We start from the raw sequence: 24,416 nt of genomic DNA on the forward strand, positions 1-24,416 counted from the left end.
AGCTTAATTCCCTCCCATTTCTTTTTTGGAACTGCTTTCTTTCCGGCATGCCTTGCGCTCTGCAATGTCCAGAGCAATTTTAGAACAGGTCTGCCGGTAACCCAGCGCAAAATAGGCCTGTTCCTCCAAAGTCAGCGTAACCGGAATGGTGTCTCCAATGGAGTCAGAAATCTGATTCAGCATAGTTTCATAGCGTTCCCGGATGGAGAAAGATATGATTTTACCCAAGTGGTAGTTGGACAGCCGCTGCAGCTGCCCTAATGCCAATGCGGGCGTCTGGCTCGCCGCATCATAATATCGGTCGATGATACTGGCGTTAACATCAGGCATTGCGGCACTTTGAATGGCACCATACACTGCAACCAGCGCACCGCAGTGATAAGCGGGGCTGGGATGGACCGCATTATATCCCATGGAAATCGTCTCCTTCTGATTCTTTTTTCGCTCCCTGCGCAGCAGCCAGACCTTTAGCCACTGACAGGCCAGTCCGTCCGGGATAGACTGGCCTTTGCCGTCCGGGTCGGTGTCCGCCATCCCGGAGCGAATATAGGCCAGGGCCCGGCTGGCCACGGCATCGGGCAATTCCGAATTGGAGAGAATCGCTCGAATGATGGCAGGAGTCAGGCCAGACAGTTCCTTGTCCAGACGCTGAAAGACCTTGTTGTCGTTCTTCTGCCTGGACAGCAACCGGATCAGCCGTGCCTTAAACTTTGCGGGCCGAATCCCCCCTGTTCCCCCGGAGTTGACCAGCTTTAAGTCCTCATTCCAGGCGGACAGGGCCTTTTGCAGAGCCTGATAACTGCCCCGCTCATAGTGGCGGAGCATAACCCGTCCGCCCGCACCGGAGAGCAGCAGAATAAAGTACTCATTGGGAAGTGCCGCCGCCCAGCTACCGCTGTCCAGGCTGGACACCAAAGTATCGGCCAGCGCGCGGGCCTCATTGGGGTCAGCCTCATCCTCCTCCATTGGTCCGCCGCCGAAAAAGGAGAACAATTCGTCCTCCTCCTGGGGAATCGGCTTGTCGTACCAGTGGACAAATTTCATCCCGGCCAGCACAGGGGCGTCCTGCAGCAGATCGTCCAAGGCCGCCTTGACTCCAGCAAAGGCCTCCTCAGACACGGGAGCGTTGGCCCCCTGCTTCAAGCCGTAGGAGCAGAAGGCGCTTTTATCAAAGCAGATCAAAGTGTCTCCGCTGGAGTGCCCGCCTACCACGCGTAATCCATTAACCGAGGGCAGAGTGGCGGGCGGGACAGTAGGCTGTCCGGTAATAAGACAAAGGCTTTGAACTCCGCTGGGAAGAAACTGCTTGCGGAACTCCGACCACCAGGATCGCACTGCACCGCTGTTCAGGATGGACTCCCCATCCACACAGAAAGAAATACGGTCAGAAGCTTTAACTTTCATGCGGTCCAGGGCCGCATTGATGGTCCGGACCGTCTCCGAATCCGCCAGCGCAGCAAGACAGACCTGGAGTGTGGATTCCTGCTGCCCGCCGTCGGCCAAAAGCTGACGGAAGTAGCCGCTTTTTGAGGTTGGGATATCTGGAAAGATTACAGAGCGTTTTTCCGCAAGAGGATTGCACTTGTCCGGACCGTTGGCCAGACTTCCGATATCAGGGCAAGGGAACGTCCCTCCCTCGGTCACATCCAAAAAGGTTCCCTTTGCGGACAGCCAGATGTAGGCCTTTACCGTCTTTTGCACAAAACCGGCGGGGAGGACCAGGTCGTTTTGACGGGCATAGTCATAAAGGGCTTTCAGCATGGCGATCCCCCCTTCAATACCTCTGGGCTGTCATAGGGCGGCACCTGAATCACGCCCTGCTTCATTACTGCATGGAACAAAGACAACTGGGGACGAGTTTTCTTCCGCACCTCATAATCGTGCAGATCGAAAACGTCATAGACCATCAGTCCGGCGTCCATGTCAACCGGGATCGGTTCTTTGATCCCGTCACTCTCCTCGAAATAAGCTACAAACTCCCGCAGACCCAAACTCGGCTGAAAATACGTCTTGCCGTTCCGAATCCGCCGCAGGGCCTGACGGCAGAGCTGCTCCGCTGTACCGGAAAAGGTCTCCCTGGGGACGATAGTGGCCGCAATGCGGTAGCGCACATCCCGCAAGGCGACTGTCTGCCGCTGGGTCCGGTCCTCATCGGTGTAGATGGGCTTGTCCCGCACCGTAGATTTGATCTCATTGCGTTTGAAGCTGATGTAGCGGATGGGGTTTAAAACCTCAATGCGGTTGATCTGCCAAAAAAATTCAGGGGGCTTAGAGTATATGGCTGACAGAATACCTCTAACCGCCGAAGGTGTAGGGAAGGGGTAGGACAGCCGTTCCACTTTGCCGCCGGCGGGGTCAGAAAAGCAGGCGAAATCTCCCCACACCTCCAGAATGATTTCTTCCAAACAATTCACCTCCGTTTATGTCCTGCCAATTGGCAGGACAACGATATTTTACATATTTCAATTCGCACAACCTCACGATTGCTAACTATGTTTTACATGACACATAATTATTTGTCAACCGATTTATAGCATGTAATCTTCGGGCTTTGTCTCTTGAAATTGAAGGCCCATGTCTGAGGTGTAACAGCTTTCGTGTCCTGTCAGAAGAAGATAATATCCGCTCGCCTCCACGCTTTGCCGCCGTCTGGGGAAAAACAGGGGTTCTCCGTGTAATTTAAGCATCGCTTCGTCAAAGGTAGCGACCGTAATGGGCGCTGCCTGCCTCATAAGCTCCGCTGTAACGCCGTCTGACCGAAGCTGGGAGGATATCTCCCGATACAATTCCTCCTCGCCAGCATAGGGGACAATTACCTGAATGCCTTGCTTGTCAATCAGACGGTAAGCATCTTCTACCTGAACATAGTCCTTTGCTTTCAGCCACTTGATAAGAGCTGGATCATCCTCTAAGTGCCGGAAAAGCCGGGTATAATACTCCGAAATATGCCCAGGATCATGAATATCTACCGGCCCGTTTGCCAGCATATTTTTGAGAACTGCCGCCCCTTTGCTATACCAGTCCCCCGGATAGAGCTTCCCGCTGTCCTCCGGTTCAAAGATTACGACTTGTCCTGGCTGCGGCAGTAAGCCATTCCGATTGCAGCGACCAGCGGCTTGGATGACAGCCTCCAGTGGGGCCAGCGCACGGTACATGACCGCAAAATCCAGATCCACTCCGGCCTCGATACACTGGGTTGCTACTACATGGCAGGGCAGCTTATCTTGCAAACGTTTCTTAATGATGCTAATGGTTCTGGTGCGGTGGGCTGGGCAGAGATCGGTGGTCAAATAAAACACAGAATTTTCTTCACACAGCAGTTTCAACAATTCGTACAGCGACCGGGCATGGCGGCGCAGATTGACCACCGCACATACGCTTTCCTGTTGAGACATTTCTTCCGCGATGATGGACAGCGGTACTGGCGCATCCAAGCGCCAAGTTACCTCGGTTCGACGAAGCCTTTGATACAGCTGAGGATGATCCGGCAAGATCTCCGCAGGATGCCAATTTAATTTGGGAAGTACCTCAAACGCTGGCTGAGTAGCGGTCGAAAATACCATGGAACAGCCGTAGTCTTTGCATAGGGTCTGAACCGCCTGCAGGGTGGCATGGATCAGATGAGAAGGGAGACTCTGAGCCTCATCGAACAAGATCACACTGTCTGCGATGCTGTGCAGCTTCCGGCAGTCGGTGGGACGGCGGGCAAACAGAGACTCAAAAAACTTGACCGATGTTGTGATGATAAAGGGGGCATCCCATCGGGCTGCTAACTCCCGCCCCGCTTCATCCAATTTGCTCTGACTGTGGTCTGACAGGATCTCCGGGATAATATTTTGATAGACGCTCTCGCTCTGCTCAGTCAGCGTCAGGAATGGAAGTACCAGAATAATACGTCGTTTGTGATAGCGGATGCAGTGCCGCAGGGCAAAGTGGAGTAAAGCCAAGGTTTTTCCAGTGCCGGTAGGGGCGGTCAAGTTGAAGATACCGGGAGGATTTTCTTCTCCGGCTGTGCCGCAGCGGTCATAGACCTGAGTCCGCAGCCGGTTCAGCTCTGGGTCCGACTTGGACTCAGCCTGTATCTGCTGACGGTAAACCTCCAAGCGTTCCAAAAGAAACTCAGGGCAGAGCAGGTGGGCATCCCGCTCCAGGATACCGGCAGAAGCACTGTAGTCAGCATCCACCAGACAGGAGAACAGCAGCCTGGTGTGGAGCATGGTTTCTACAGGTCCTTCCGGTGAGACATCCAGAAGAAGCGGGAGTGTAAAATCTGGAAAATCTCGGGCAAATGCCTGCATAGCCTGGGTAAACTCCGCTTTGCCTGACAAAGCGGCTTCTTTACCAGAGCGGCAGGTGACCGGACCGGCAAGAGAATTTTGCAAATCTGACTTCAGCTGTGTGAAGGATACCAGCCCGTCGTGATGACCATAAATCACTTCGACAGCGGTACGAAAGGCCGCCTTGTTTCTGGACAGTCCGTATAAAAAAGCAGCTCCACCGACTGCGTGGTCCACTCCAGAAGCCGTTCCTTTTAAAACATCCTGAAACCGCTGGCTGTATTTCCCGAAGTCGTGGAGCAGACCGCACAGACGGGCTTCCTCCGCTCTGTGAATTTCTGCACCGAATTGCTGTGCTAAATGAGACGTTTTTAATAAATGGCTCTGGTTGGTCTCCTGAAACCCATCCATATCAGGAGACTTTGCATAGTAAATTTGGTACATAATTTTATTCTCAGTCCTTTAATTTTGTAGTAGATACGATTTATAATACATTATTTGCTAAAGATAAACAAGATACTTGGGCTTGAAAGAAGAATTTTGATGCAATTGGTGAGTTTTTAATTTCCGGCCTTGAACGACCGAGACTGTGACGGTCTATATTCCATGCTGAGATTCACAAACAAAACAAGGGCAGACCTGACCATCAGTTCTGCCCTTGAAATAAATGAATAAAATTTTCTATTCGCGATTGATAGTTATACCTAAAGTGTTTTCGAGTTCAGACAAGACTTCATTAACCTTATCATATGTGCTTTTAATGGCATTATCATACACAAAAGTGTATTCTCGCTCAGTACCAATGTCAATTATTTTTTGTTTGAGATTGTCCACATTATCAACGAGTTCACCATCAAAATAGATATCTTTTTCCTCTATCCGAATTTCTGAATTTTTATTTTCTTTAGATAAATCTGATTTGGATGGTTTGTTTGTGCTTATAGAGCTTCCTGAGACTACACCATTACCGTCACCCGTTCCAGCCCCAAAACGCAAATTTGGTAGCACAAAGATAACTACACCAATAATTACAGCAATCACAGCAAGAGCGGAACCTATGATTCCCAATATTTTCCTCATGAAATAATGCCTCCACCAAAAAATGAATTACTTCAACTTGCCTTCGGATTCACTCGATATCTAAAATTCCCATTATTTGCTTGCGTTTCAGCGTCTCTAAGTGCTGTATCAACTATCTCAAAGTCCTTTATATATACTTTATCAGGATCATATGAAAAAACAATGCGCACTACAGTTGAGTTTGTATCAATATTTTGAGTATTCTCGGAAATAAACATTCGCAGATTTCGTTCAGCGCGGCTGCGATCAGTATCATTCCGGATCTCAATTCTATTTTCGCCATTTGGGTCAGCTACTTTGCCATAAGACAAATAGCGAATTGAGTTATTTGAATTATTGCTAGATAGTGTCTACATGAGTTAAGCGCGAATAGCAGCCCAAATAGCGATACAACGGACGTGTACCGCAGCAATAAAGGCATCAGAGGTCTTAGCATAACGAGTGGCAATACCTCTCCAACGTTTCAGGGTAAGGAAGCAGTTTTCTACCAAATGACGCAGTTTATAGAGATATTTATCATAGTCACGCTGTTCTTTGCGGTTCCTCTTGGGCGGAATCACAGGTTCCATTCCAGCCGAAACCGCATAGGCCAGGATATCATTTGTGTCATAGCCACGGTCTGCCAGCAAGATTTCCGCAGAAATACCCTCTATCAGGTGGACAGCTTCTTTGCAATCCGCTCGGGTACCTTCTGTAATAAGTACTCGGACTGGCATACCATTCGCATCCACGGCCAGATGTATTTTGGTGTTGAGCCCCCTTTTGTCCTGGTCATATCCTGATTGCCGCCCGTCGCCCCCGCCGCCTGGGGATGCACTTTGATGTGGCTGGCGTCGATCATCAGCCATTCATAATCCGGTTCGTCGATCAGAATTTCCAGAAGTTTTTCCCAAACACCTTTTCTGCGCCAACGGATGAACCGCTGATGAACGCTGCCCCACTTCCCATAATCGGGAGGCAAATCTCGCCAGGGCGCTCCGGTTCGCAATACCCAAAACACCGCATTGATAAATCGGCGGTTATCCTGGGCGATTCCTCCCCACTGGCCTCGTTGTCCTGGCAAATGGGGTTCCAGCAACGACCACACTTGATCGCTTATGTCGTGTCTGTGATAGGAAGCATCCATCTTTTCCTCTCCCGTCTTTTTTGATGCTTCCATTCTATCACAATTCCTCTACCTTGTGTAGACACTATCTAAGGGCAACATTAAGTATGATTATTTCATCATCTAAGGCTTGGTATGCCTCGAGTTTACTTTCTGCACTTTCAAGTCTTTGGAAGAGTTCATCAAGATTCCCTTCATCGAGCATCGCTAATGCTTCGGTAAGTTCCGCAGACAGTTCACTAATTTTACCAGCTTGTTCGATATTCTCCTGCTGAACTGCTCCAAGCTTGCTCTGTGCTTCAGAAACTAACTTACTGTTCTCATTCATCACCATGAAAATCATAATCATAATGACATCGAGCAGAGCCGTAAGTTCAATAACGATGTCCCGTTTCCTTCTGCGTCGCATACTGAATCCTCTTTTCCTCGTCGTGTTGATGAATCAGATAATCGGCATCATCAAGGGCACGTTCTAAGTCGGCTGAAAGCCATGAATCACCGATTTTGAACCCTATAGCACAAATTAGGCCTAACAAAGTTGTATTAAGAGCCGTCTCAAAATTGGCAGAGATAGCATCTGTACTAGACAAATTCATCAGGGAAATGACAGTACCCAAAATACCGAGTAATGGAAAAACAGCTGTAATGTTGATATACAATGTGTATTTTTTTGAAGCATCCTTTGAATACTTAATTAAATCGTCTACACAACCATCTGTGATATTCATATTCGCCTGTCGTCCAATACGTATATTAGCTTCTGGACGGTTGATTTCTACCAACTTTGCAATTGTGTGCTTTGTTCCGAACCATTCAAATATGTTGAAAAGAGCAAGGCCTACAATAATCCAGGAAACAGGTGAGGAAAAAATATTTATAATAGTTGCCATGCTAATCCTCCGTTCGACAGTTTTGTACATAGCAATTATATTACAAAAGCCGTGTTTGTCAACAAGGGGGCTGCGAAGTACGGAACTCGATTCGTAAAACCGAGGCCGCCTACCCGAAGATAGGCGGCCATGCAGTATCTTGGTTAATTAGTTTCCCTTTGCTGTCACCACGGGTTTTGCGACTGTCTGATAGCTGTCATTCTTGGCTTCGACGGTCAGTTCCACTTCTGTAATACTTTCCAGTTCTGTGATACCGTTTTCTTCCAGAGACGAACCCATCAATTCCACGTCCAGTATACCACTGCCGCCGGGAGCCACAGTTCTGCTGTAACAGATAAAGTCGGTCATATATCCGTTCACAGATATAGAATCGTAATCCACATCAAAGTCCAATACCTGATTCGTGCTATTTTCCACCAGTAGCAGGAGGTGGATATCATCACTGAGTTCGAAAGAGTCCGGCACCAAGCCTTTGGAGACAATATGGATCCCATCCTCCTGGTAAAGCTCTTCTCCGGAAGGATCGTAGGAGGCGTTCCCGCCCGGAACTGTCAAAGTCAGTGACTGCGGCACCACCAGCGTATCCCGGTCGCTGTCTTTTGGCTCAATGGTATATGTAACCTGTCCAAGAGCCTCCAGACCAAACGCCACCTGGTAGGATTCGTCCAGCATATTGGAGAGATTCATGGTGATGATTCGGCGTTTTCCTGCGCTGATCCAGTCGGTGGACCATGTACCGCTTTGAACACTCAGCCCGTTGAGGGCCACATCTCCCACAGCGATGTAAACTGTATCAGAGGTGGTGTTCTCCGCCTCCACCAGCAGGGCCTGTTTTCCACTGGAGTTGGTGACCAGCGTCTGCGAGACAACACGGATGCCTTTCTGATCGAAGACAACCTCCTCAGAATCGCAGTCCACAGTAGAGCCAAGAGCGGATATATTGTCGACAATGGATTGACGATAGGTATCCGCCTTATAGTCGTAGCTGTCAGCAATGGAGGTCCTCAGTTGCCGGGGTCCGGTCAGCAGATAGTCGTTGTATCGATCGGCAGTGATATGGAAGCCCAGCTCAATATCCGCAATATCACTGATACCCAGGAGGGTGAGTTCATCCACACTGAAGCTGACCGTCTCGTTGGATTTCTTCCCCGCCGCTATGTCGGCATTCAAATATCCGTCGTCCACCATGTAACCGTTGACCGAGTTGCAGCTGTACCCCAAGGTACCGCTGTAGAAAGACAGATTCTGGTCACTGTTGTTCTCAATGGCCAAGCTCAGCTTCACATCATAAGCTGTATATTTGAGTCCAGTGGCAGTGATTTTCACATCGCTTTCGTCCACCAGCACAGTTTCTTCCAAGGTAGCAGAGGGATCGAACTGGACGGGATCTCCGCCGGAAGGGCGGGCAGATACCGTGCCGGACTCAGATTTACCCGGCTGCCCTGACGAGGATATACCCTCAGGAGCAGTACCGCTGCAGGCGGAGAGCAGCATGACAGCTGCCAGCAGAATCGCAAATCTCTTTTTCATAACATTACCTCCATGTGTTTTATTTTGATGCATGGATCACTTTGATTAGATGGACGATTGGATCAGGCTGGCCCACTCCGCCGTTTTCCAGTTGAGCCGCAGCGCTTCCGCTCGGGCAAGCTGTGCTTCGGTGCGGACTTTCTTTTCTGTCAGCCGGACGATCTGCCGTTCCAGCTCCGTCTGCCAATGGCGGGAGGGAGCTTCGAGGATGGCTCGAATGCTCCGGACAGGGAAGTCCAGCTCCCGGCACAGAGACGCAAGCTGTACGTTCAGGATATCCTCATTGCTGTACAGCCAATAGCCGCTTTCCGATTTTTGCGAAGGTTGGACCAGTCTCTGTTCGATGAAATACTTCAGTTCCCGCTTTGGAATCCCTGTGAGTTTTTCCACCTCCCCGATGGTTTTTCCAGTGGCTTTCTTGCCGCTCATCTTTGATTTCTCCTTTTCAAATTTGATGCTAAGACCGGCCGATATCGGCTGTCAAGGTCGTTAGCGAGGATTTTTGGCAGTGCCTCCTTCATCAGGAGCCGTGTGAAATTTGCGAAGCCAAATCCTCATCAGAAGCGGTGTAATTTTTGCGAATTTGATAGGGAGAAGTTTAGGGGGAGGGGTATAAGACAGATCAGGACCACTTTACGCATTGTAAAGTGGTCCTGAATATGCGTGTATTCTCTTTGGAGACGGTGGTGCAATCCATAAGGGCGTATCAGCAAAGAACTTTTGCTGATACGCCCAAAAATGCTTGTATAAGATTCGGCGATAGGGTAAAATGGATATCCGATACATCTGTTGAGAATGGAGGGACATACCTTGGCAGTACCAACCAACATCAAGACCCTGCTTGCTGGAAATGCTGTTGAGTGGGCCAGGATTGAGTTTAAGGAGACCTGGGATGCCGAGGCGTCTCTCAAAACGATCTGCGCCTTTGCCAACGACATTGACAACTGGGGCGGCGGTTACCTCGTCATCGGTGTTGAGGAAAAAGACGGCAGGCCGGTTCATCCCTTGAAGGGCATTCCCGCAGACAAAATAGACGACTATCTGAAGGACATGCTCAACAAGTGCAAGCGTATACAGCCGGAGTATCTGCCCATCGTTGAAGTGGTAGACTACCAGGACAAGAAATTCATCGTAGTCTGGGCACCCGGTGGGTATCTGCGCCCCTACTCCTCTCCCAAGTCAATGGCTCGAGAGGAAAAGGAGCGTATCTGCTATATCCGGAAAATGTCCAGCCCGATCATGCCTTCTGAGGAAGAGAAACGGGACCTCTACAATCTGGCAAACAACGTCCCCTTTGACGACCGGATCAACCACGAGGCGGACATCGTCGATTTGAACCTCACGCTGATTCAAGCGTACCTCAAAGAGGTAGAGAGTTCCCTGTATGAGGAATCAAAGCACATGGAGTTTGTCGACCTGTGCCGGAGCATGAACATCGTCAACACCCTGCCGGAGTACACCAAGCCGAAAAATGTAGGGCTGATGTTCTTCAGCCTGGAGCCGGATCGTTTCTTTCCCTATGCTCAAATTGATGTGGTCCAGTTCCCGGAGGACTTGGGCGGGAATCAAATCATCGAAAAGACATTCAAGGGGCCGCTTCACCAGCAACTGCGGGAGGCGCTTCAATATATCCGAAACAGCGTGATTCAGGAGCAGGTGATCAAATTCCCAGACAGGGCAGAGGCGGAACGGTTCTTCAATTACCCCTACGCCGCCATTGAAGAGAGTCTCTGCAACGCGATATATCACAAGGGGTACGATGTGCGGGAGCCCATTGAGGTCCGCATCCTACCTGACCGTATTGAGATCGTCAGCCATCCGGGAGCAGATCGGTCCATCTCGGAGGAGGGCCTACGGACCTATCAGGTGTTCAACCGGAGGTACCGCAACCGTTGCATTGGGGATTTTCTGAAAGAAATGCACCTGACAGAGGGACGAAACACGGGATTCCGGAAGATCCTTAATGCCTTGGAGCGCAACGGTTCTCCCGCACCTATTTTTGAAACAGACCCTGAGCGACTGTCCTTCTGCACGACAATTTTCATTCACCCTCAGTTTCTGTCCCCAAATGGGACCAAAGATGGGACCAAAAGTGGGACCAAAAAAGCTACACCGAATCGCCGTACTGAGCGAGTGCAACTGGTCCTCTCTACGATTCAAGAAGATCCCCGGGTAACTGTGCGTGTGTTGGCCGAGGATCTTGGCATTTCCAAAAATACGATTTTACGAATTCTGAAAGAGTTGCAAGAGAATGGAACCATCAAGCGGGAAGGTTCCAGCCGGAAGGGCCGCTGGGTCGTGTTATAGTCTGACCACACAAACAGCCACAGACACTGCTGTAAATAACGGAGACTTCGTTTTTAGGAAGTGTCGGAAAGCAAGTGTTCTGGATTGGAAACGACTATAAACCATTAAAAATTATTACAAAAAACTCCCAAATTGGGTTGACGTGCGGGAGGTCACAGGTTCAAGTCCTGTATCGTCCACCACGAAAACCGCTCTTTTCGAGAGAAAAGAGCGGTTTTTCTTAACTTTTTCTGAGACTTTATGAAATCCTCGCCTTTCCGCTTTTGCGCTGACCACAGTTTCAGCCACAGACAGAGAAAAAATCGCCCTCCGGGAAACTCTTGTCCCAGAGGGCGTTGGACTATTTTCATCCGGCTTTGGCTTGGGCGTGCAGGTCAGCAATTTCCTCTTTCATCTGTGCAATTAGTTGGGCCAGCTTCTTCTCGCATTCCGCCTCGGTTGGGGCGTAGATGTTCCGGGCCATGCGTTTCCCGTTGACTTTCGGGGAGTAGCGCCCCTCCCATAGTTGGTCGCTGATCTGCGTGACGCATCCCGTCCCCGGTTTGCGATACTTTCCTTTGACGGCCTGGAAGGTGGTCCGGGCGGGCTTTTTCGGGACCGCCGGTTCCGACTGAGGTTCCACCCTTGCAATGGCCCGGTCAATTTTGGCCGCAGCCGACTGCCGCATCTCATCGGTGACGTGGGCGTACACGTTCAGCGTCGTGGCGCTGGAGACGTGGCCGATAACAGCGGACAGGGTCTTGATATCCATTCCATGTTCCAGTGCGTTGGTTGCAAATGTGTGTCTGAGGTCATGGAAGCGGACGTGCTTACAGCCTGCCCGCTCCAGGACGATGGCCAGCTTCTTTCGAACCGCTGCGGGGTCCAGAGGGGAATTTTCTTTTCTTGGCGAGGGGAACATCCACGGGGAATTGATGTTCTGCCGATAGTTTTTCAGAATCTCCAGGATGGGCGCCGGAAGGATGATGCTTCGGCTGGAGGACTTAGTCTTGGGCTGGGTGACTGCCAGCGATCCTTTTACCCTCTGCACCTGACGCTCCACCCGCAGCACCCCTGTCTGAAAGTCCAAATCATCCCACCGGAGGGCCAGCAGCTCCCCACGGCGCAGTCCGGTGGACAGTTCCAGCAGGAGCAGTTCGTAGCAGTCATTTTCTTTCGCCTGGATTAGCAGCCGCTGCATCTCCTCCTGACTCAGCACCTGCATTTCCCTTGGGTGGGTCGTGGGCGCTTTGCAGGAGAGGGCAGGATTTTTCAGGATCAGCCCTTGGGTCATCGCCCTGTCCAGCGCTACCCGGCAGGTCACATGACAGCTTTTCACCATGCGGTCCGAGAGGCCGGGGCCGTACTCTTCTGTACGCAGGAGCCGCCCTCCCTGCTTGAGCCGGATATAGAACTGCTGGAGGTCGCCGGGGGTGAGTTTAACCAGCGGGATATGCCCCAACTCCGGGATGATGTGCTGGTAGATACGGTTTTCGTAGTCCGCCTGGGTCTTGGGGCGGATTGCCGGCTTGCACTCCGTCTGATACCAGCGGTCCATCCAGGCTCCGAAGGTCATGTCCGCCTTGGGCCGCTCCGGCTCAGCGCCTCGGATGCTGTCCCGCAGCGCCTTGAGTTTTGCCTCACACTCCCGTTTAGTCTTAGCCAGCACATTCTTTGTCTTGGGCAGACCTTTCTCATTGCGGCCAATGACGTATCGGCCCTCCCAGCGGCCATCCTTCCTCTTATGGATGCTGCCGTCCCCGCGGCTGCTCTTTCGCTTTGCCATAAGCTCACCTCCTTAGAGAATATCCTGTATGAAATCGCCCACGACCTGGGCGGCATGGCGCTGCATGTCTCCCGTGACGTGGGCGTAGGTATCCAGTGTGAAGCTGGCCTTGGTGTGTCCTAAGATACCGGACAGGGTCTTGGCGTCTACTCCTCCAGCCAGTGCATGGGTCGCGAATGTGTGACGAAGATCATGGAAGCGAATATCGGGCAATCCCGCCTCCGCCAGAAACTTCTTCAACTGCCGGTAGGCTCCCGCTGGATGGGTAGGTTTCTCAGGATTTAATAAATCGGGAAATATCCACTCCGTCAGTGCGGTTTCTTTCCTCTTTTTCAGAAGCTGGATCGTACTGTGGGGCAGCAGGATCGTCCGCTTTCCGGCGTAGGTTTTGGTGTCCCCCGCTTCCAGCGTGCCGCCCTTTCCGGAGCGGATGGTGCGGCAGATTTTCAGCGTCCCGGCTTTGCTGTCGAAGTCGGACCACTTGAGACCGCACAGCTCTCCCCGCCGCAGGCCTGTGGTCAGCTCGGTGTAGAAGAAGTCATGCCATAGGTTATCCCTGCGAATCGCTGTCATGAGGGTGTCCAACTGTTCATTGTTGAGAATACGCTTCGATTTGTTTGACACCTTGGGCGGCATCACCTGACCGGCAGGATTGGCGGGCAGCAGACCTTCAGAAAGCCACCAGCGCCGCTACCCTTGATGTAGGGACTTTTGACAATCAGTCTGGCCACTGGTCATCACCATCTTCATCATCTGGTCGCTCTCTGACCTTCTGCTCAAAGGTCAGCAGTCCATTAGTGGCCTTCACGTGCTTCACACTGTCTGAGCGCAGCTTCCGCAGGTAGTCCGCATCCAACTGAATGCAGTCGAGGACGGCGCTTATGCCCATGTCCATCTCGACTGACAGCTTGTAGAGGAGCCGGGCCAGCCTGTCTTCGAACATCCCCAGCCGCCCGTCGATAGCGGACTGAATCGCCGCGGGGAGCATTTCGTTCTGTTCCGCCTCAAGAAGATCCTGGTAGTGGGTGATAGCTTTTTCGATGAATTCGTTTTTGCTTCGACTGCCATCCAGACGATAGTCCCGTTCCAATCGGAACTCCGTGATTGGGGACAGCCGAATGGTCATTTTGTGCGTGTTTTCTGATTTTCCCATAATATCCTCCAAATTGTGTGTTTGGTGCCGGGGAAAGGCCGACCGCTCTAAGGACAAGGGCTGAAATGAGGTCAAACGCCCTTTTTCGTCTCTGGAATGAGGTCACTCTGCACCCCCGCAAACTGCCCGCACTGCGGGCAGAAGTGGCCAGCGGGGCGCCAACAAGGCGGCACGCTTTTATCCTGCTTCTCACCGTCCCCTCGTACACTGGCGTTCAACTGGCGCACAGCGGCTTGCACTGTTGGGACGGGTCAGGTGCTGCCGGAGCGGAGTCCGGGGCACACAGGGCCGCTCTGGGGTGACAGCGGTCGTATTCCGCTTGCCGTCGGAGGACACGTCTACGCTCCGTGTCCAACTCCAGGTGACGGAGCTGCCGCTGGTGGAACGCATCTACCACCAGCTTCATTGGTTGGATTGTATAGAGGTTGTTGCCCTTCCACTTCATCCCCCGCTTGTCGAAGTAGCTGCTGGACTCCACGGTGATGAGGCCCATCTCCAACAGCGTACCGATACTTTTCATTACGGTGTTCTTTGCCAGCCCTGTTGCGGTGGCGATGGTGTTGTAGCTTGGGTGGCAAGTGTGCGTCCGTCTGTCCTCGATCAGCAGCAGGTAGGCGTAGACCATAAACGCAGAGGGCGGAAGTCGTAGCAGAAACACCTCGTTGGGCAGAGTGAAAAATTTTTCGCTGGTGATGCACTGAACGTCCAGCGCAAGAGACCGTTCAGCCGTAACGAGTTCTTTGTCAACCAGAGCCTCCAGATATTTTTTCACTGTACTTGCCGTCATGTGGACGCCTGCTGCGATTACCTCCGGAGTGAGTGCGCTGGGAGCGCGGCGATAGCAGAGGTAGGAAAAAATTGTGAATTCAACCGGCTTGAGTTTGTACTCCCACACTGCGTTGGGTACGGCGAAACGATAGTGCCGCGGGTTACGGCGAGGCCACCCGATAGGCGTTGCTCGCCGCCTCATAGCTGCGACCCTCCAGTCGTGTTCTGCTCCACCCACTGGATGAACTTCTCCTTGGGCACCACCATCCTGTTGCCGATTTTCAGCACCGGGAAACCCGATTCATGCATCAGCTCGTAGCCACTGGATGGTGATACGCCCAACACCTTCGCCACCAGTTCCGCATTGAGGAACAGCGGCAGTTCACTGTAGTCTTTGAATTGAGATATTTTCATTTTGTTTCCTTTCTGTAATTTTGTTGTTGGCCACGCACCGTACACCTTCCAGCCCCAGGTCGTCTGCGGCGTTTTCACTCTGTTGGCACGCTCACTCCGCTACGGAGGTCTTGGCGCTGCTTATCTCAGGGAGTATGAACTCCGGTGGTGGGTATTCAGTTGTCGAGGTGCAGATGGTAGTTGACTATTCCTTTCAGATGTGATATAGTCTACTCACCGATGCGGCTATCGTAACACAGCAGAGCAATATTGTCAATAGATAAAAATAAAATGATAGTCTATTTTGCGAGAGGAGAAATTCGGATGGATTTTCCAAAACTGACTTTCCCGCTGACTGTGGACTTTGGTGATACAGAATATTGGGTTGGAGACCAGGGCCCATTTAAGTACGGCGCTGCGGTGACGGCGTTTTTCATCGGAGAGGATATTGGGCCTGTCTCCAACGACGGCATTCCTTTGATGCATGAGCTGGAGCATCAGCTCCAGACCTTCGGCAGTCATCTCCAGCCCTATGTGAGAGAACGTGCGATAGATTCAGACTCCTTTTTCTATCCCGAGGAGCAGTCCGTCAGCAATTCCATGTGCTTTGCCTTTCATGTTACAGGAACGAATACCGGAATTATGGCCGAGCGGTACACTTTTTCTTCTCTGCATGACTTCCTCTACGTGGAGTTGGGTAAGGCAATCCTTCGTGGCAACGCGCCCCGGCAGTGCCGTCTGTGCGGACGATGGTTCCTTCATGAGCAGGGAGACCGGGCGATGTACTGCGAGCGCATTGCGCCCGGCGAGGAGAGCAAGACCTGCCGGGAGGCAGGGGCGCGGGTGGTCTTTGAAAAGAAGATTCAGGACGAGGAAACCTGGAAGCTCTACAAACGGGCGTACAAAAAATACTACGCCCGCTATATGAAGGGGAACATGAGTGAGGCGGACTTCAAAGCTTGGGCAACACAGGCGGCGGCTGACCGGGATGCCGCGATCGAGCAGATCACGCCGGAGATCGACGCGGCGCTGAAAGCACAGATCATTGAGCAGCTGCGAGAGAAACTGAACCGTCAGTGAGCGCGGCCCTATCTTTGGAGACACAGGTGCAGTTTATTTTGGTAAGGAGGATTTGACATGTCTATTCTTGGAGCAGTGATTGTCCCTCACCCGCCGCTGATCATTCCCGCAGTGGGACGCGGGCGGGAGCAGGAGGTCCAGACCACCATCGACGCTTACCGGGCCGCCGCGAAACAGGCGGCGGACTGGGAGCCGGAGGTGCTGATCGTTACTTCGCCCCACCAGATCATGTATGCCGACTACTTCCACATCTCGCCGGGCCGGGGCGTCACCGGGGATATGTCCGCTTTTGGCGCATCTGAGACAAAGATGGTTGTGGAATACGACGCCCCGCTGCGGGACGAGATCGTCCGCTGTGGGGAAGCCGCCGGCCTCCAAGTCGGGACGCTGGGACAGCGGGACCCGTACCTGGACCATGGCACTTTCGTGCCGCTGTACTTTTTGCGGGAGGCCGGGGTGGACTGCCTCATCCTCCGCATTGGCCTGTCCGGATTTTCGCCACTGGACCACTATCGGCTGGGACAGTGTATTGCTCAGGCGGTGGAAAATCTGGGCCGCAGAGCGGTGTTCATCGCCAGCGGCGACCTGTCTCACAAGCTGAAGGACGACGGCCCCTACGGCTTTGCCCCGGAGGGACCGGAGTTCGACCGTCAGGTCACCGAGGCGATGGCCGCCGGAGACTTCCTGCGCTTTTTGACTATGGATCCGGCCCTCTGTGACCGGGCGGCGGAGTGTGGCCTGCGCTCCTTCCAGATCATGGCCGGTGCGCTGGACGGACGAGCTGTGGAATCGAAGCTCCTCAGCTATGAGGGCGTTACCGGTGTGGGCTACGGGGTGGCCACCTTCACTGTCACTGGTCGGGACGAGAACCGCCGGTTTGGTGCACAGTGCGCAGAACTGGAGCGCGCCCGTCTGGCGGAGAAAAAGGCCGCCGAGGACCCCTGGGTCAAATTGGCCCGGCTGTCCCTGGAGACCTTTGTGAAAACAGGAGAGCAACTGGAGCGGCTGCCGGAGGGCCTGCCTGACGAAATGACCGGCCAGGCCGCAGGGGCCTTTGTCTCCCTCCACGCCCACGGTCAGCTCCGGGGCTGCATCGGGACCACCGGGCCGACCACGGAAAGCGTGGCCTGGGAGATCGTGCAGAACGCCGTCTCCGCCTGCGCCCGGGACCCGCGCTTCCCGCCGGTGACTATTTCGGAGCTGGACAACCTGGAGTACAGCGTGGACGTATTGGGCCAGCCGGAGCTCATCTCCTCCCCAGACCAGTTGGATGTGAAAAAATATGGTGTGATTGTCTCCTGCGGCGGTCGCCGGGGGCTGCTGCTGCCCGACCTGGAGGGGGTGGACACGGTGGAGCGGCAGATCGACATTGCCCGGCAGAAGGGCGGCATCAGCTCCCGGGAAAAGTACACCCTGGAGCGGTTTGAGGTGGTGCGGCACACATGATCTGCGAATTGTGTTTTCACCGCTGCAACCTGTACGAGGGACAGACCAGCTTCTGTTGGGCCAGGACCTGTCGGGATGGAAAAATCGTCCCGCTGAACTACGGCAAGGTGGCCAGCCTGGCCCTGGACCCTATCGAGAAAAAGCCCCTGCGGCGGTTCCATCCCGGCAGCAAGATTCTGTCCGTGGGCAGCTTCGGATGCAATCTGCGCTGTCCCTTCTGCCAGAACCACGAGATCTCCATGTCCGGGGACGGGGAGCTTGAGACAGCGGAGGTTTCCCCGGAGGTACTGGCGGACAAGGCGTTGGAGCTACGGCCCTACGGCAACATCGGAGTGGCCTACACCTATAACGAGCCGCTGATCGGCTATGAGTACGTCCGGGATTGCACCGCCCTGGTCCGTGAGCGGGGAATGGTCAACGTGCTGGTCACCAACGGCACCATTGAGGAGGCCCCCTGGAGGGAGCTGCTTCCTTTGATCGACGCTGCCAACATCGACCTGAAGGGCTTTACCCCGGAGTGGTATGGTCGGCTGGGCGGCGATCTGGAAACGGTGAAGCGATCCATTGTCCTGGCGGCAGAGCGGTGCCATGTGGAGGTGACCACCCTCCTGATTCCCAACGAGAACGACAGCGAGGGGGAAATCAGGAACTTGGCCCGGTGGCTGGCGTCGATAGACCAGAGCATCCCGCTGCACCTGTCCCGGTTTTTCTCTCGTTATCGAATGTTGGACAAACCTCCTACGCCGGTGGAGCGGGTGTACCGGCTGGCCGATGTGGCGAGGGGGTACCTGTCCTTTGTCTATACGGGAAATTGTTAGTAGTAGCAGGTTGACAAAAATAAGAAATGTGCTACAATAGAGGTATCAATTGATACAATATACAGGGCGCGGGGTGATATTAGTGGGGGAAAGCAGAATTGAGAGCTATGAGGAAGTCAGCGCTTACTTGGCGAAACTTAAGTTGGCCTTAGGGAACGGAGCAATCATAAACTTTCAAAATGAGCGGAGTGTGGACGCGAATCGTAATGTTAAGTATACCAATAAATTTACCATGTCGGATTTGTTCCCGGACGAAGACCCTAATACGGTTTTGAAGCGGGAACTGCAGACGTTGACGGTAGCGAATTACATTAAAACGGTTCGAGACACAAGATTTCCGAATCGTAGTGAAATGCGGGAATTTGGGAAAACATATACTGGAGAAGCGGAGGTTTACATTAAGGTTCGGGTAGAACTGCTGAATGTAGCATGTGGGGGGAACCATACTGTTTTTGTGATGTCATTCCATTATGCGCAGACCCCATTCAGCGAAGAACGTTTCCCTTACGCCTGAGTTTGAGGATGGTTCGAGTAATTTTATGGAGGTGGCGGAGGTAAGAATATGGAAATTATTAAGAAAGAATACCGGTTGTGTCCTTGCTGTATGGAAGAGCATGAAGTTGAAACAGTAAGGGTATTAGAAACAAATATATTTAAAAATCAAAAAATACAATACGAAGCTACCTATGATTATTGTAGACAGGCGGATGAACTTTATGCGGTAGAAGGCATGATTTCCACCAATGATAATGTAATGAAAGATGCGTATCGGAAGCAGGTAGGATTACTGACCTCCCAAGAGATTTGCGAGATTCGCAGAAAGTATTCCATAGGGCAGACAGATTTGGCAACAATTTTGGGTTGGGGAGGAAAGACAATTACAAGATATGAAAGCCATCAAGTGCAGGACGTTGCCCATGATACCATATTGAGAAAAATTGACGATGATCCGGAGTGGTTTCTACAGTTATTGGATAAAAGCAAAGAAAAATTTGTCCCCCAGGTGTATCAAAAATATAAAAGTAAAGCTGAGTCAATTTTTCTTGAGTGTGGCGACCATTATCTGCAGAAAACCCTTCTTGCAGAATATGCGGAGATGAATGGAGATGCGATTTATTGCGGTGGTACGGAATTAAGTATACCTAAAATAAAAGACATAATACAGTTTTTTGCGGCATCGAAAGAAGTGATTGCACTTTATAAAGTGAAATTGATGAAAATGTTATGGTATGCAGATAATCTTGCCTATAAACGCTCGGAACGCTCTTTGACGGGGCTGGCGTATCAAAAACTTACGATGGGAGCAGTTCCTATCGGGCACAACATTATAATGGCGCTGGATGGTGTCGAGTATGAAGAAATTGATTTCCCCGATGATAGGATTGGCTATAAGTTTTTATCAAAAAAGGGTTATGAGTTCCAACACTTAACGGAAGAAGATATTTCGATTTTGAATGAAGTAATCAAAGTTTGTGGAAAAGATTCAAAAGATGAAATTGTTGCCCGTATGCATAAAGAAAAAGCATATCTTGAAACGGTGGAAAGAGATATCATTCATTATCAATACGCAAAAGAACTATCAATTTCTTAGATTGGAAGAAGGGAAGAGGAATATCCTCTTCCCTTTTATGTTACTAAATTTCCCCACAAATGAAACAATAGGTCACAATTCCTGAAATCGTTTCGCTAACTGCACAAAAGTTGAACTCGGCAGAACCTGTTTGGATGGGATAAACAAATAGCGCCATTCCTTATAGCCGTTTGCCTTGCCCCAGCGGGAGGCCGCCTTGCAGTACTGTACACCGCGTTTTTTCTTGGCGATCACATCAGGATCGTTCAGTTTATCCTCGCCCTTAACCTCAACCAGGTAGATGATCTGCACTGTTTCCACAACAAAATCCGGCTCATAGATGTGCCCGTGGTTATAGGTGATGTTGAACTCCTTGGGATGAGGGCGGAGCCAATTCAGGACGTCGTCGTCTGATTCTAGCACACGGGCAAGAGTCAATTCGCCCTCTTTGCTGTCAAACTTTGCTGTGGTGAAAACACCCCTTTTGATTCCGGTGAAAAGCACAGAGCGGATGTCCTCTGTAAAATCCTCATACAGACCAACCTTTTCTTTGAACTGGTAGCTCTGTTGCATGTTGTAGTTCCTGGTACCCACGACCTCCTCTTGGAGGAATCCGTTCTCACAGTAGAAATGCCGCATCATCTGCTGATAGATTTTGCTTCCAATATCCCGCTTGTACATCATGACGATGTTCTGCATCCCGTTTGTGCCATACGCTGTTTCATAATGGTCACAGAGCTGTGTAATCAGCTTGAACAGCAGAGCGGAGCATTTCATGTAGTCGATTTCCGGTTTATTGCGGAGCTGTTCCAGAATTACCTTCTTGGGGTTGTACCCCTCAAAATCAATGGCGTCACCCTTGATCCTCTGCCTGTCCTGCATATCCTCCAGGTTCTGAATGAGCAGTTCGTTCTTGATCGGCACGTGGGTAAACTCAGTCAGGTCTAAATCAAAATCGGCAAAGACATATTCCTCCACTCCAGCGTCCGTGATTTTGATACGGGGGATGGGAATAAATCCGGACTGTGCGGCGCGGTGGGTTTCCTCGGTCTGGTACAGCATCCAGGCGGTGAGGGGCATTTCGTTTTCCCGGAAAACATCTCCCAGATCCTTGTCCTCAGAGACTTTCTCCTTCACCTCTGCCACAATTTTCTGCGCCTGAGCGGGGGTTACGGTGTGCTCCAGGGCGGTTTGGATCTGTGCGGTGACGGCCTGCTGGATGAGCTCCACTGTAGTTTTCAGCAGAGCGTCAGCGGCGTCGGACTTCTGCATTCCGGTTTGCTGATAGGCGGTTTCCAGTGTCTTGTTCGGTTCCAGGTCAAGGGCAAGCTGGGTGTGTGTGACCTGCTCCGGGATGATCTCCTCTGCCTTGATGATGTTGCCCGCCTTGAAAATGGAGTCGCCCTTCTGTGCCTCGGCCAGAATGTCGGCAAACTTGTCGTGGGCGGTCAGCATGACCGCGTCTACATCCCGGTCGCCGGTGCGCGCCCCATAGGGCAGACGAAGACCCCGGCCCACCATCTGTTCCCGCAGGATTTTGGACGCCGCGGTACGCAGAGGCACAATGGTGTAGAGGTTGTCGACGTCCCAGCCCTCTTTCAGCATATTGACGTGGATGACGATTTCCACCGGGTTCTCCGGATTCTCCACATCCAGCAGCAGGCGGGTGTTGGCCTCGCTCTCCGCGCCCTTCTGCTTGGAGTGGACAACGATGGTCTTATTGCGGTAGGCTCCATCCCGGAACTCGTCGGAGCGGATGTAGTCCTCCACCCAGGCGGCGTGGGCAGTGTCCTTGCAGACCACCAGCATAAAAGGTTTTACTACCCGAACGGGCTTGTCTGGAGTGCTGCTGTTGGCGGCGTACAGCTCCAGCTTCCGCTTTGCGTTTTCGTGGCAGGTGATGCCGTCGGTCAGCATCAGCTTGTCCAGCGCCTCGTCGCCAAAATTATAGAAGTCAATGTCGGAGCGGGTCACGGCGAAGGGGGTGCGGGTATATCCGTCCTCAATGGCCTTGGACAGGGGATACTCATACACCACATTCTTGAACGGAACTTGCTTCGCTCCTTTGGTGACGAGAGGCGTGGCGGTAAGCTCTAGACCCAACAGCGGGTGGAGTTCGTTCAAGGCCTGGGCACCCTTTTCCGCCCGATAGTGGTGGGACTCGTCCATAATGAGCACCAGGTCCGGCAGGCTGGAAAGATACTGATAGAACGAGCTGCCAATGAACTCGTTCACCCGCCTCATGTTGGCCTCTTCCTTGTTAAATTTGTCGATGTTATAGACAAAAATATGGATATCCGATTCAAACAGGGAGATGGGTTTTTCTCTGTAATCGTCGTCTGTGATGATTTGGGGCAGGGCGGAGAAACAGCCCAGCCCTTTGAACACATATTTGGGGCTGTTGTTGTCGCTGAGATCTTTTTTCAGCTTCTCATAGATGGTGGTGTTGGGGGCGACAACAAAAAAATTCCTGATGTTGTGCTGGGTATACAGATAGGCGATAAAGGCCCCCATCAGCCGGGTTTTGCCTACCCCAGTAGCCAGGGCGAAGGTCAGGGAGAGAAACTCCCGCTCGAAATCGGAGCAGATGGGATACATAGCGTGGACGGCGCCCAGGGCCGCATTCAGATTCATATCCTTGCGCAGCTGCACACTGTTTACGATTTCCGCCAGGATTTTGAGAGATTCCTTCTGAGGCTTGCGCAGGGACATGACGCCGCTGATGTAGTCCGTGGTATACAGGGGAAAATCACTCCGCATCGTATTCCTCCTCGTCTTCATACACTGGGGGATGTACGATATTCAGGTTGTAGTCCGTTTTGCCAAACTCGCAGCGCTCCAGGAGCATTTGGGGTATTTTCTTCACAGTGATATGGTCATAGACCCTGTCCAACCCCTTGTCGTAGGAGCAGCAGGCGATAGTGAGATATTCGTCCTCCTCCATAGTGCTTTGGATGGAGTCCAGATAATCGCTGTTCAAATGGCGGGTGGTGACGAACAGATAGGACTTTTCACTGCCCGAGGACTGCTTCCAGAACAGCTTGCTGTCCGGATGGTAAGTAAAGCCCTCATGGAGCGCCACGCCCGCGGCCAGCATGTCCGCATCGTAATCCGGGTTGATGACCGCCTCCCCGAAGGCGTCCTCGTTGATGAGAGTGGGGGCCAGCTCGTAAAAACGATACCCGCCGCCCTTCTCCCATTTGGCGGACTTGGTGATCCCGCCCGGGTCCTCCCCGGCAATCACCTTGTCCAAACGCACCTTGCAGTGAGTGTATGCGTGACTGCCCATTTCAATCCCGATGTACCGGCGACCCATCTTGTGGGCAACGGCAGCGGTCGTGCCGGAGCCGAGGAAAGAGTCGAGAACCAAGTCGCCGGTGTTGGTGGCGATGTGAATAATGCGTTCAATCAGGCGTTCCGGTTTTGGAGAAGTAAAAGTATTATCTTTACCAAAGAGGAATTGACTTTCTTTTTTTCCTTCTTGTGAATGACCAACTTCATCATGTTCCCACCAAGACCATGGAACCATACCTGGCATTTCAGATAGAAATCTTTTTACCGAAGGAACCCCGTTACCATCCTTTCCATAGTACATTTTGTTTTCAGATTTGAATTGATTAAAACCATCTACTGTAACTCTCCAACAACGGCCAGCAGGTGGAGTTACAATTCTGCCAGACGGTAGTTGTATTTCATACATCTGGTTTGGTCGATAGCCAGGAGCTGTAAAATCAATGGCTTTCCACAACCCACGAGGATCATTATCTGGATTAGTAAATTGTTTGGTTTGGGCCTCAGTCAACGGTAAAAGGTTACGAGATTCCTTGAATATTTTGGGGTCTTTAGCATAACACAGTATGTATTCATGTGCATCACTGATTGCCGTTCGTATGTCTGGAGAATATCGTTTTTGCCAAACCATGCTTGTTATATATTGGTTTCGGCCGAATATTTCATCGCAAAGGACTTTCAAATAATCCCGCTCGTCATCATCAATGCTAATCCAAAGGCTGCCGTTCTCAGACAAAAGCCGCCACAAAATCTCCAGACGAGGCCGGATCAACTGTAACCACTGGCTGTGCTCCAGGTTATCGTCGTAGTGCTCAAACGCGGAGCCGGTATTATAGGGCGGATCGATGTAGATGCACTTTACCTGTCCGGCATACTTGCTCTCCAGTGCCTTCAGCGCCAGGAGGTTGTCCCCGTGGATGAGCATATTTTCCGTGTCCGGGTC

21 protein-coding genes and 1 pseudogene are annotated in these 24,416 nt (G+C 51.9%); 6 read left to right on the forward strand and 16 right to left on the reverse strand.

Features of this window, described 5'->3' with window-relative positions; genetic code table 11:
* Positions 1-3: 3 nt before the first annotated feature.
* From NFS22_RS13970 to NFS22_RS14010, 9 genes are all read right to left on the reverse strand, one after another.
* Complete coding sequence (locus tag NFS22_RS13970) at positions 4-1,761, reverse strand: type I-C CRISPR-associated protein Cas8c/Csd1 (protein ID WP_251318364.1); 1,758 nt, start codon at positions 1,759-1,761, stop codon at positions 4-6.
* On the reverse strand, positions 1,755-2,405 hold the full coding sequence (gene cas5c / locus NFS22_RS13975; protein WP_160570073.1) for a type I-C CRISPR-associated protein Cas5c: 651 nt from the start codon (positions 2,403-2,405) through the stop codon (positions 1,755-1,757). The genes NFS22_RS13970 and cas5c overlap by 7 nt, the downstream gene beginning before the upstream one ends.
* Positions 2,406-2,528: 123 nt before the next feature.
* On the reverse strand, positions 2,529-4,721 hold the full coding sequence (locus NFS22_RS13980; RefSeq protein ID WP_160570074.1) for a CRISPR-associated endonuclease Cas3'': 2,193 nt from the start codon (positions 4,719-4,721) through the stop codon (positions 2,529-2,531).
* Between the two features lie 237 nt (positions 4,722-4,958).
* Positions 4,959-5,357, reverse strand: a complete 399-nt coding sequence (locus NFS22_RS13985; RefSeq protein ID WP_251318365.1) for a hypothetical protein — start codon at positions 5,355-5,357, stop codon at positions 4,959-4,961.
* A 359-nt stretch (positions 5,358-5,716) separates the two neighbouring features.
* Positions 5,717-6,483 (reverse strand): IS5 family transposase gene (locus tag NFS22_RS13990; RefSeq protein ID WP_420908868.1). Its coding sequence is split into 2 segments (ribosomal slippage): positions 5,717-6,123 and positions 6,123-6,483, totalling 768 coding nucleotides; the frame shifts between segments, so codons are not numbered across the junction.
* A 64-nt stretch (positions 6,484-6,547) separates the two neighbouring features.
* Complete coding sequence (locus NFS22_RS13995; RefSeq protein ID WP_251318366.1) at positions 6,548-6,871, reverse strand: hypothetical protein; 324 nt, start codon at positions 6,869-6,871, stop codon at positions 6,548-6,550.
* A complete protein-coding gene (locus NFS22_RS14000) occupies positions 6,837-7,352 on the reverse strand; it encodes a MotA/TolQ/ExbB proton channel family protein (RefSeq protein ID WP_160570077.1) in 516 nt (171 codons plus the stop codon). Before NFS22_RS14000 ends, NFS22_RS13995 begins: the two co-directional genes overlap by 35 nt.
* 147 nt (positions 7,353-7,499) lie before the next feature.
* Positions 7,500-8,882 carry a putative periplasmic lipoprotein gene (locus NFS22_RS14005; RefSeq protein WP_160570078.1) on the reverse strand — a complete coding sequence of 461 codons (1,383 nt, stop codon included), beginning with the start codon at positions 8,880-8,882 and terminating at the stop codon, positions 7,500-7,502.
* A 45-nt stretch (positions 8,883-8,927) separates the two neighbouring features.
* On the reverse strand, positions 8,928-9,311 hold the full coding sequence (locus NFS22_RS14010; protein WP_160570079.1) for a MerR family transcriptional regulator: 384 nt from the start codon (positions 9,309-9,311) through the stop codon (positions 8,928-8,930).
* A 381-nt stretch (positions 9,312-9,692) separates the two neighbouring features.
* Between NFS22_RS14010 and NFS22_RS14015 the strand changes: the two genes are divergently transcribed.
* The gene (locus tag NFS22_RS14015) at positions 9,693-11,189 is read left to right on the forward strand and encodes an RNA-binding domain-containing protein (RefSeq protein ID WP_251318367.1); all 1,497 of its coding nucleotides are present in this window, start codon (positions 9,693-9,695) and stop codon (positions 11,187-11,189) included.
* Between the two features lie 346 nt (positions 11,190-11,535).
* Here NFS22_RS14015 and NFS22_RS14020 read toward each other — a convergent pair whose 3' ends face one another.
* The 5 genes and pseudogenes from NFS22_RS14020 to NFS22_RS14040 form a co-directional block, all read right to left on the reverse strand.
* Positions 11,536-12,954, reverse strand: coding sequence for a tyrosine-type recombinase/integrase (locus NFS22_RS14020; protein WP_251318368.1), 1,419 nt, complete (start codon positions 12,952-12,954; stop codon positions 11,536-11,538).
* Positions 12,930-13,620, reverse strand: a pseudogene (locus tag NFS22_RS14025) (site-specific integrase); the annotation flags it as partial. The gene NFS22_RS14020 and the pseudogene NFS22_RS14025, both read right to left, overlap by 25 nt.
* Before the next feature lie 52 nt (positions 13,621-13,672).
* A complete protein-coding gene (locus NFS22_RS14030) occupies positions 13,673-14,107 on the reverse strand; it encodes a hypothetical protein (RefSeq protein ID WP_251318369.1) in 435 nt (144 codons plus the stop codon).
* 214 nt (positions 14,108-14,321) lie between these two features.
* A complete protein-coding gene (locus tag NFS22_RS14035) occupies positions 14,322-14,894 on the reverse strand; it encodes a helix-turn-helix domain-containing protein (RefSeq protein ID WP_251318370.1) in 573 nt (190 codons plus the stop codon).
* A gap of 179 nt (positions 14,895-15,073) precedes the next feature.
* Complete coding sequence (locus NFS22_RS14040; RefSeq protein ID WP_251318381.1) at positions 15,074-15,289, reverse strand: helix-turn-helix domain-containing protein; 216 nt, start codon at positions 15,287-15,289, stop codon at positions 15,074-15,076.
* A 303-nt stretch (positions 15,290-15,592) separates the two neighbouring features.
* Between NFS22_RS14040 and NFS22_RS14045 the strand changes: the two genes are divergently transcribed.
* The 5 genes from NFS22_RS14045 to NFS22_RS14065 all read left to right on the forward strand — a co-directional run bounded on the left by NFS22_RS14045 (position 15,593) and on the right by NFS22_RS14065 (position 20,203).
* The gene (locus NFS22_RS14045) at positions 15,593-16,348 is read left to right on the forward strand and encodes a DUF6076 domain-containing protein (protein ID WP_251318371.1); all 756 of its coding nucleotides are present in this window, start codon (positions 15,593-15,595) and stop codon (positions 16,346-16,348) included.
* Positions 16,349-16,405: 57 nt separating this feature from the next.
* Positions 16,406-17,794, forward strand: a complete 1,389-nt coding sequence (gene amrA / locus NFS22_RS14050; protein WP_251318372.1) for an AmmeMemoRadiSam system protein A — start codon at positions 16,406-16,408, stop codon at positions 17,792-17,794.
* A complete protein-coding gene (gene amrS, locus NFS22_RS14055) occupies positions 17,791-18,612 on the forward strand; it encodes an AmmeMemoRadiSam system radical SAM enzyme (protein ID WP_251318373.1) in 822 nt (273 codons plus the stop codon). The genes amrA and amrS overlap by 4 nt, the downstream gene beginning before the upstream one ends.
* 127 nt (positions 18,613-18,739) lie before the next feature.
* Entirely contained in the window at positions 18,740-19,126 is a 387-nt protein-coding gene (locus NFS22_RS14060; protein WP_251318374.1) for a hypothetical protein, read from the forward strand.
* A gap of 48 nt (positions 19,127-19,174) precedes the next feature.
* Complete coding sequence (locus NFS22_RS14065) at positions 19,175-20,203, forward strand: type II TA system antitoxin MqsA family protein (RefSeq protein WP_251318375.1); 1,029 nt, start codon at positions 19,175-19,177, stop codon at positions 20,201-20,203.
* A gap of 72 nt (positions 20,204-20,275) precedes the next feature.
* On the opposite strand, the gene NFS22_RS14070 is transcribed toward NFS22_RS14065, so the two are convergent.
* A complete protein-coding gene (locus NFS22_RS14070) occupies positions 20,276-22,942 on the reverse strand; it encodes a DEAD/DEAH box helicase (protein WP_251318376.1) in 2,667 nt (888 codons plus the stop codon).
* The coding region (locus tag NFS22_RS14075) for a site-specific DNA-methyltransferase (protein ID WP_251318377.1) at positions 22,932-24,416 on the reverse strand (1,485 nt) is incomplete at its 5' end. The genes NFS22_RS14075 and NFS22_RS14070, both read right to left, overlap by 11 nt.

It is taken from the genome of Flintibacter muris, assembly GCF_943192995.1.
GTDB lineage: Bacteria > Bacillota > Clostridia > Oscillospirales > Oscillospiraceae > Lawsonibacter > Lawsonibacter muris.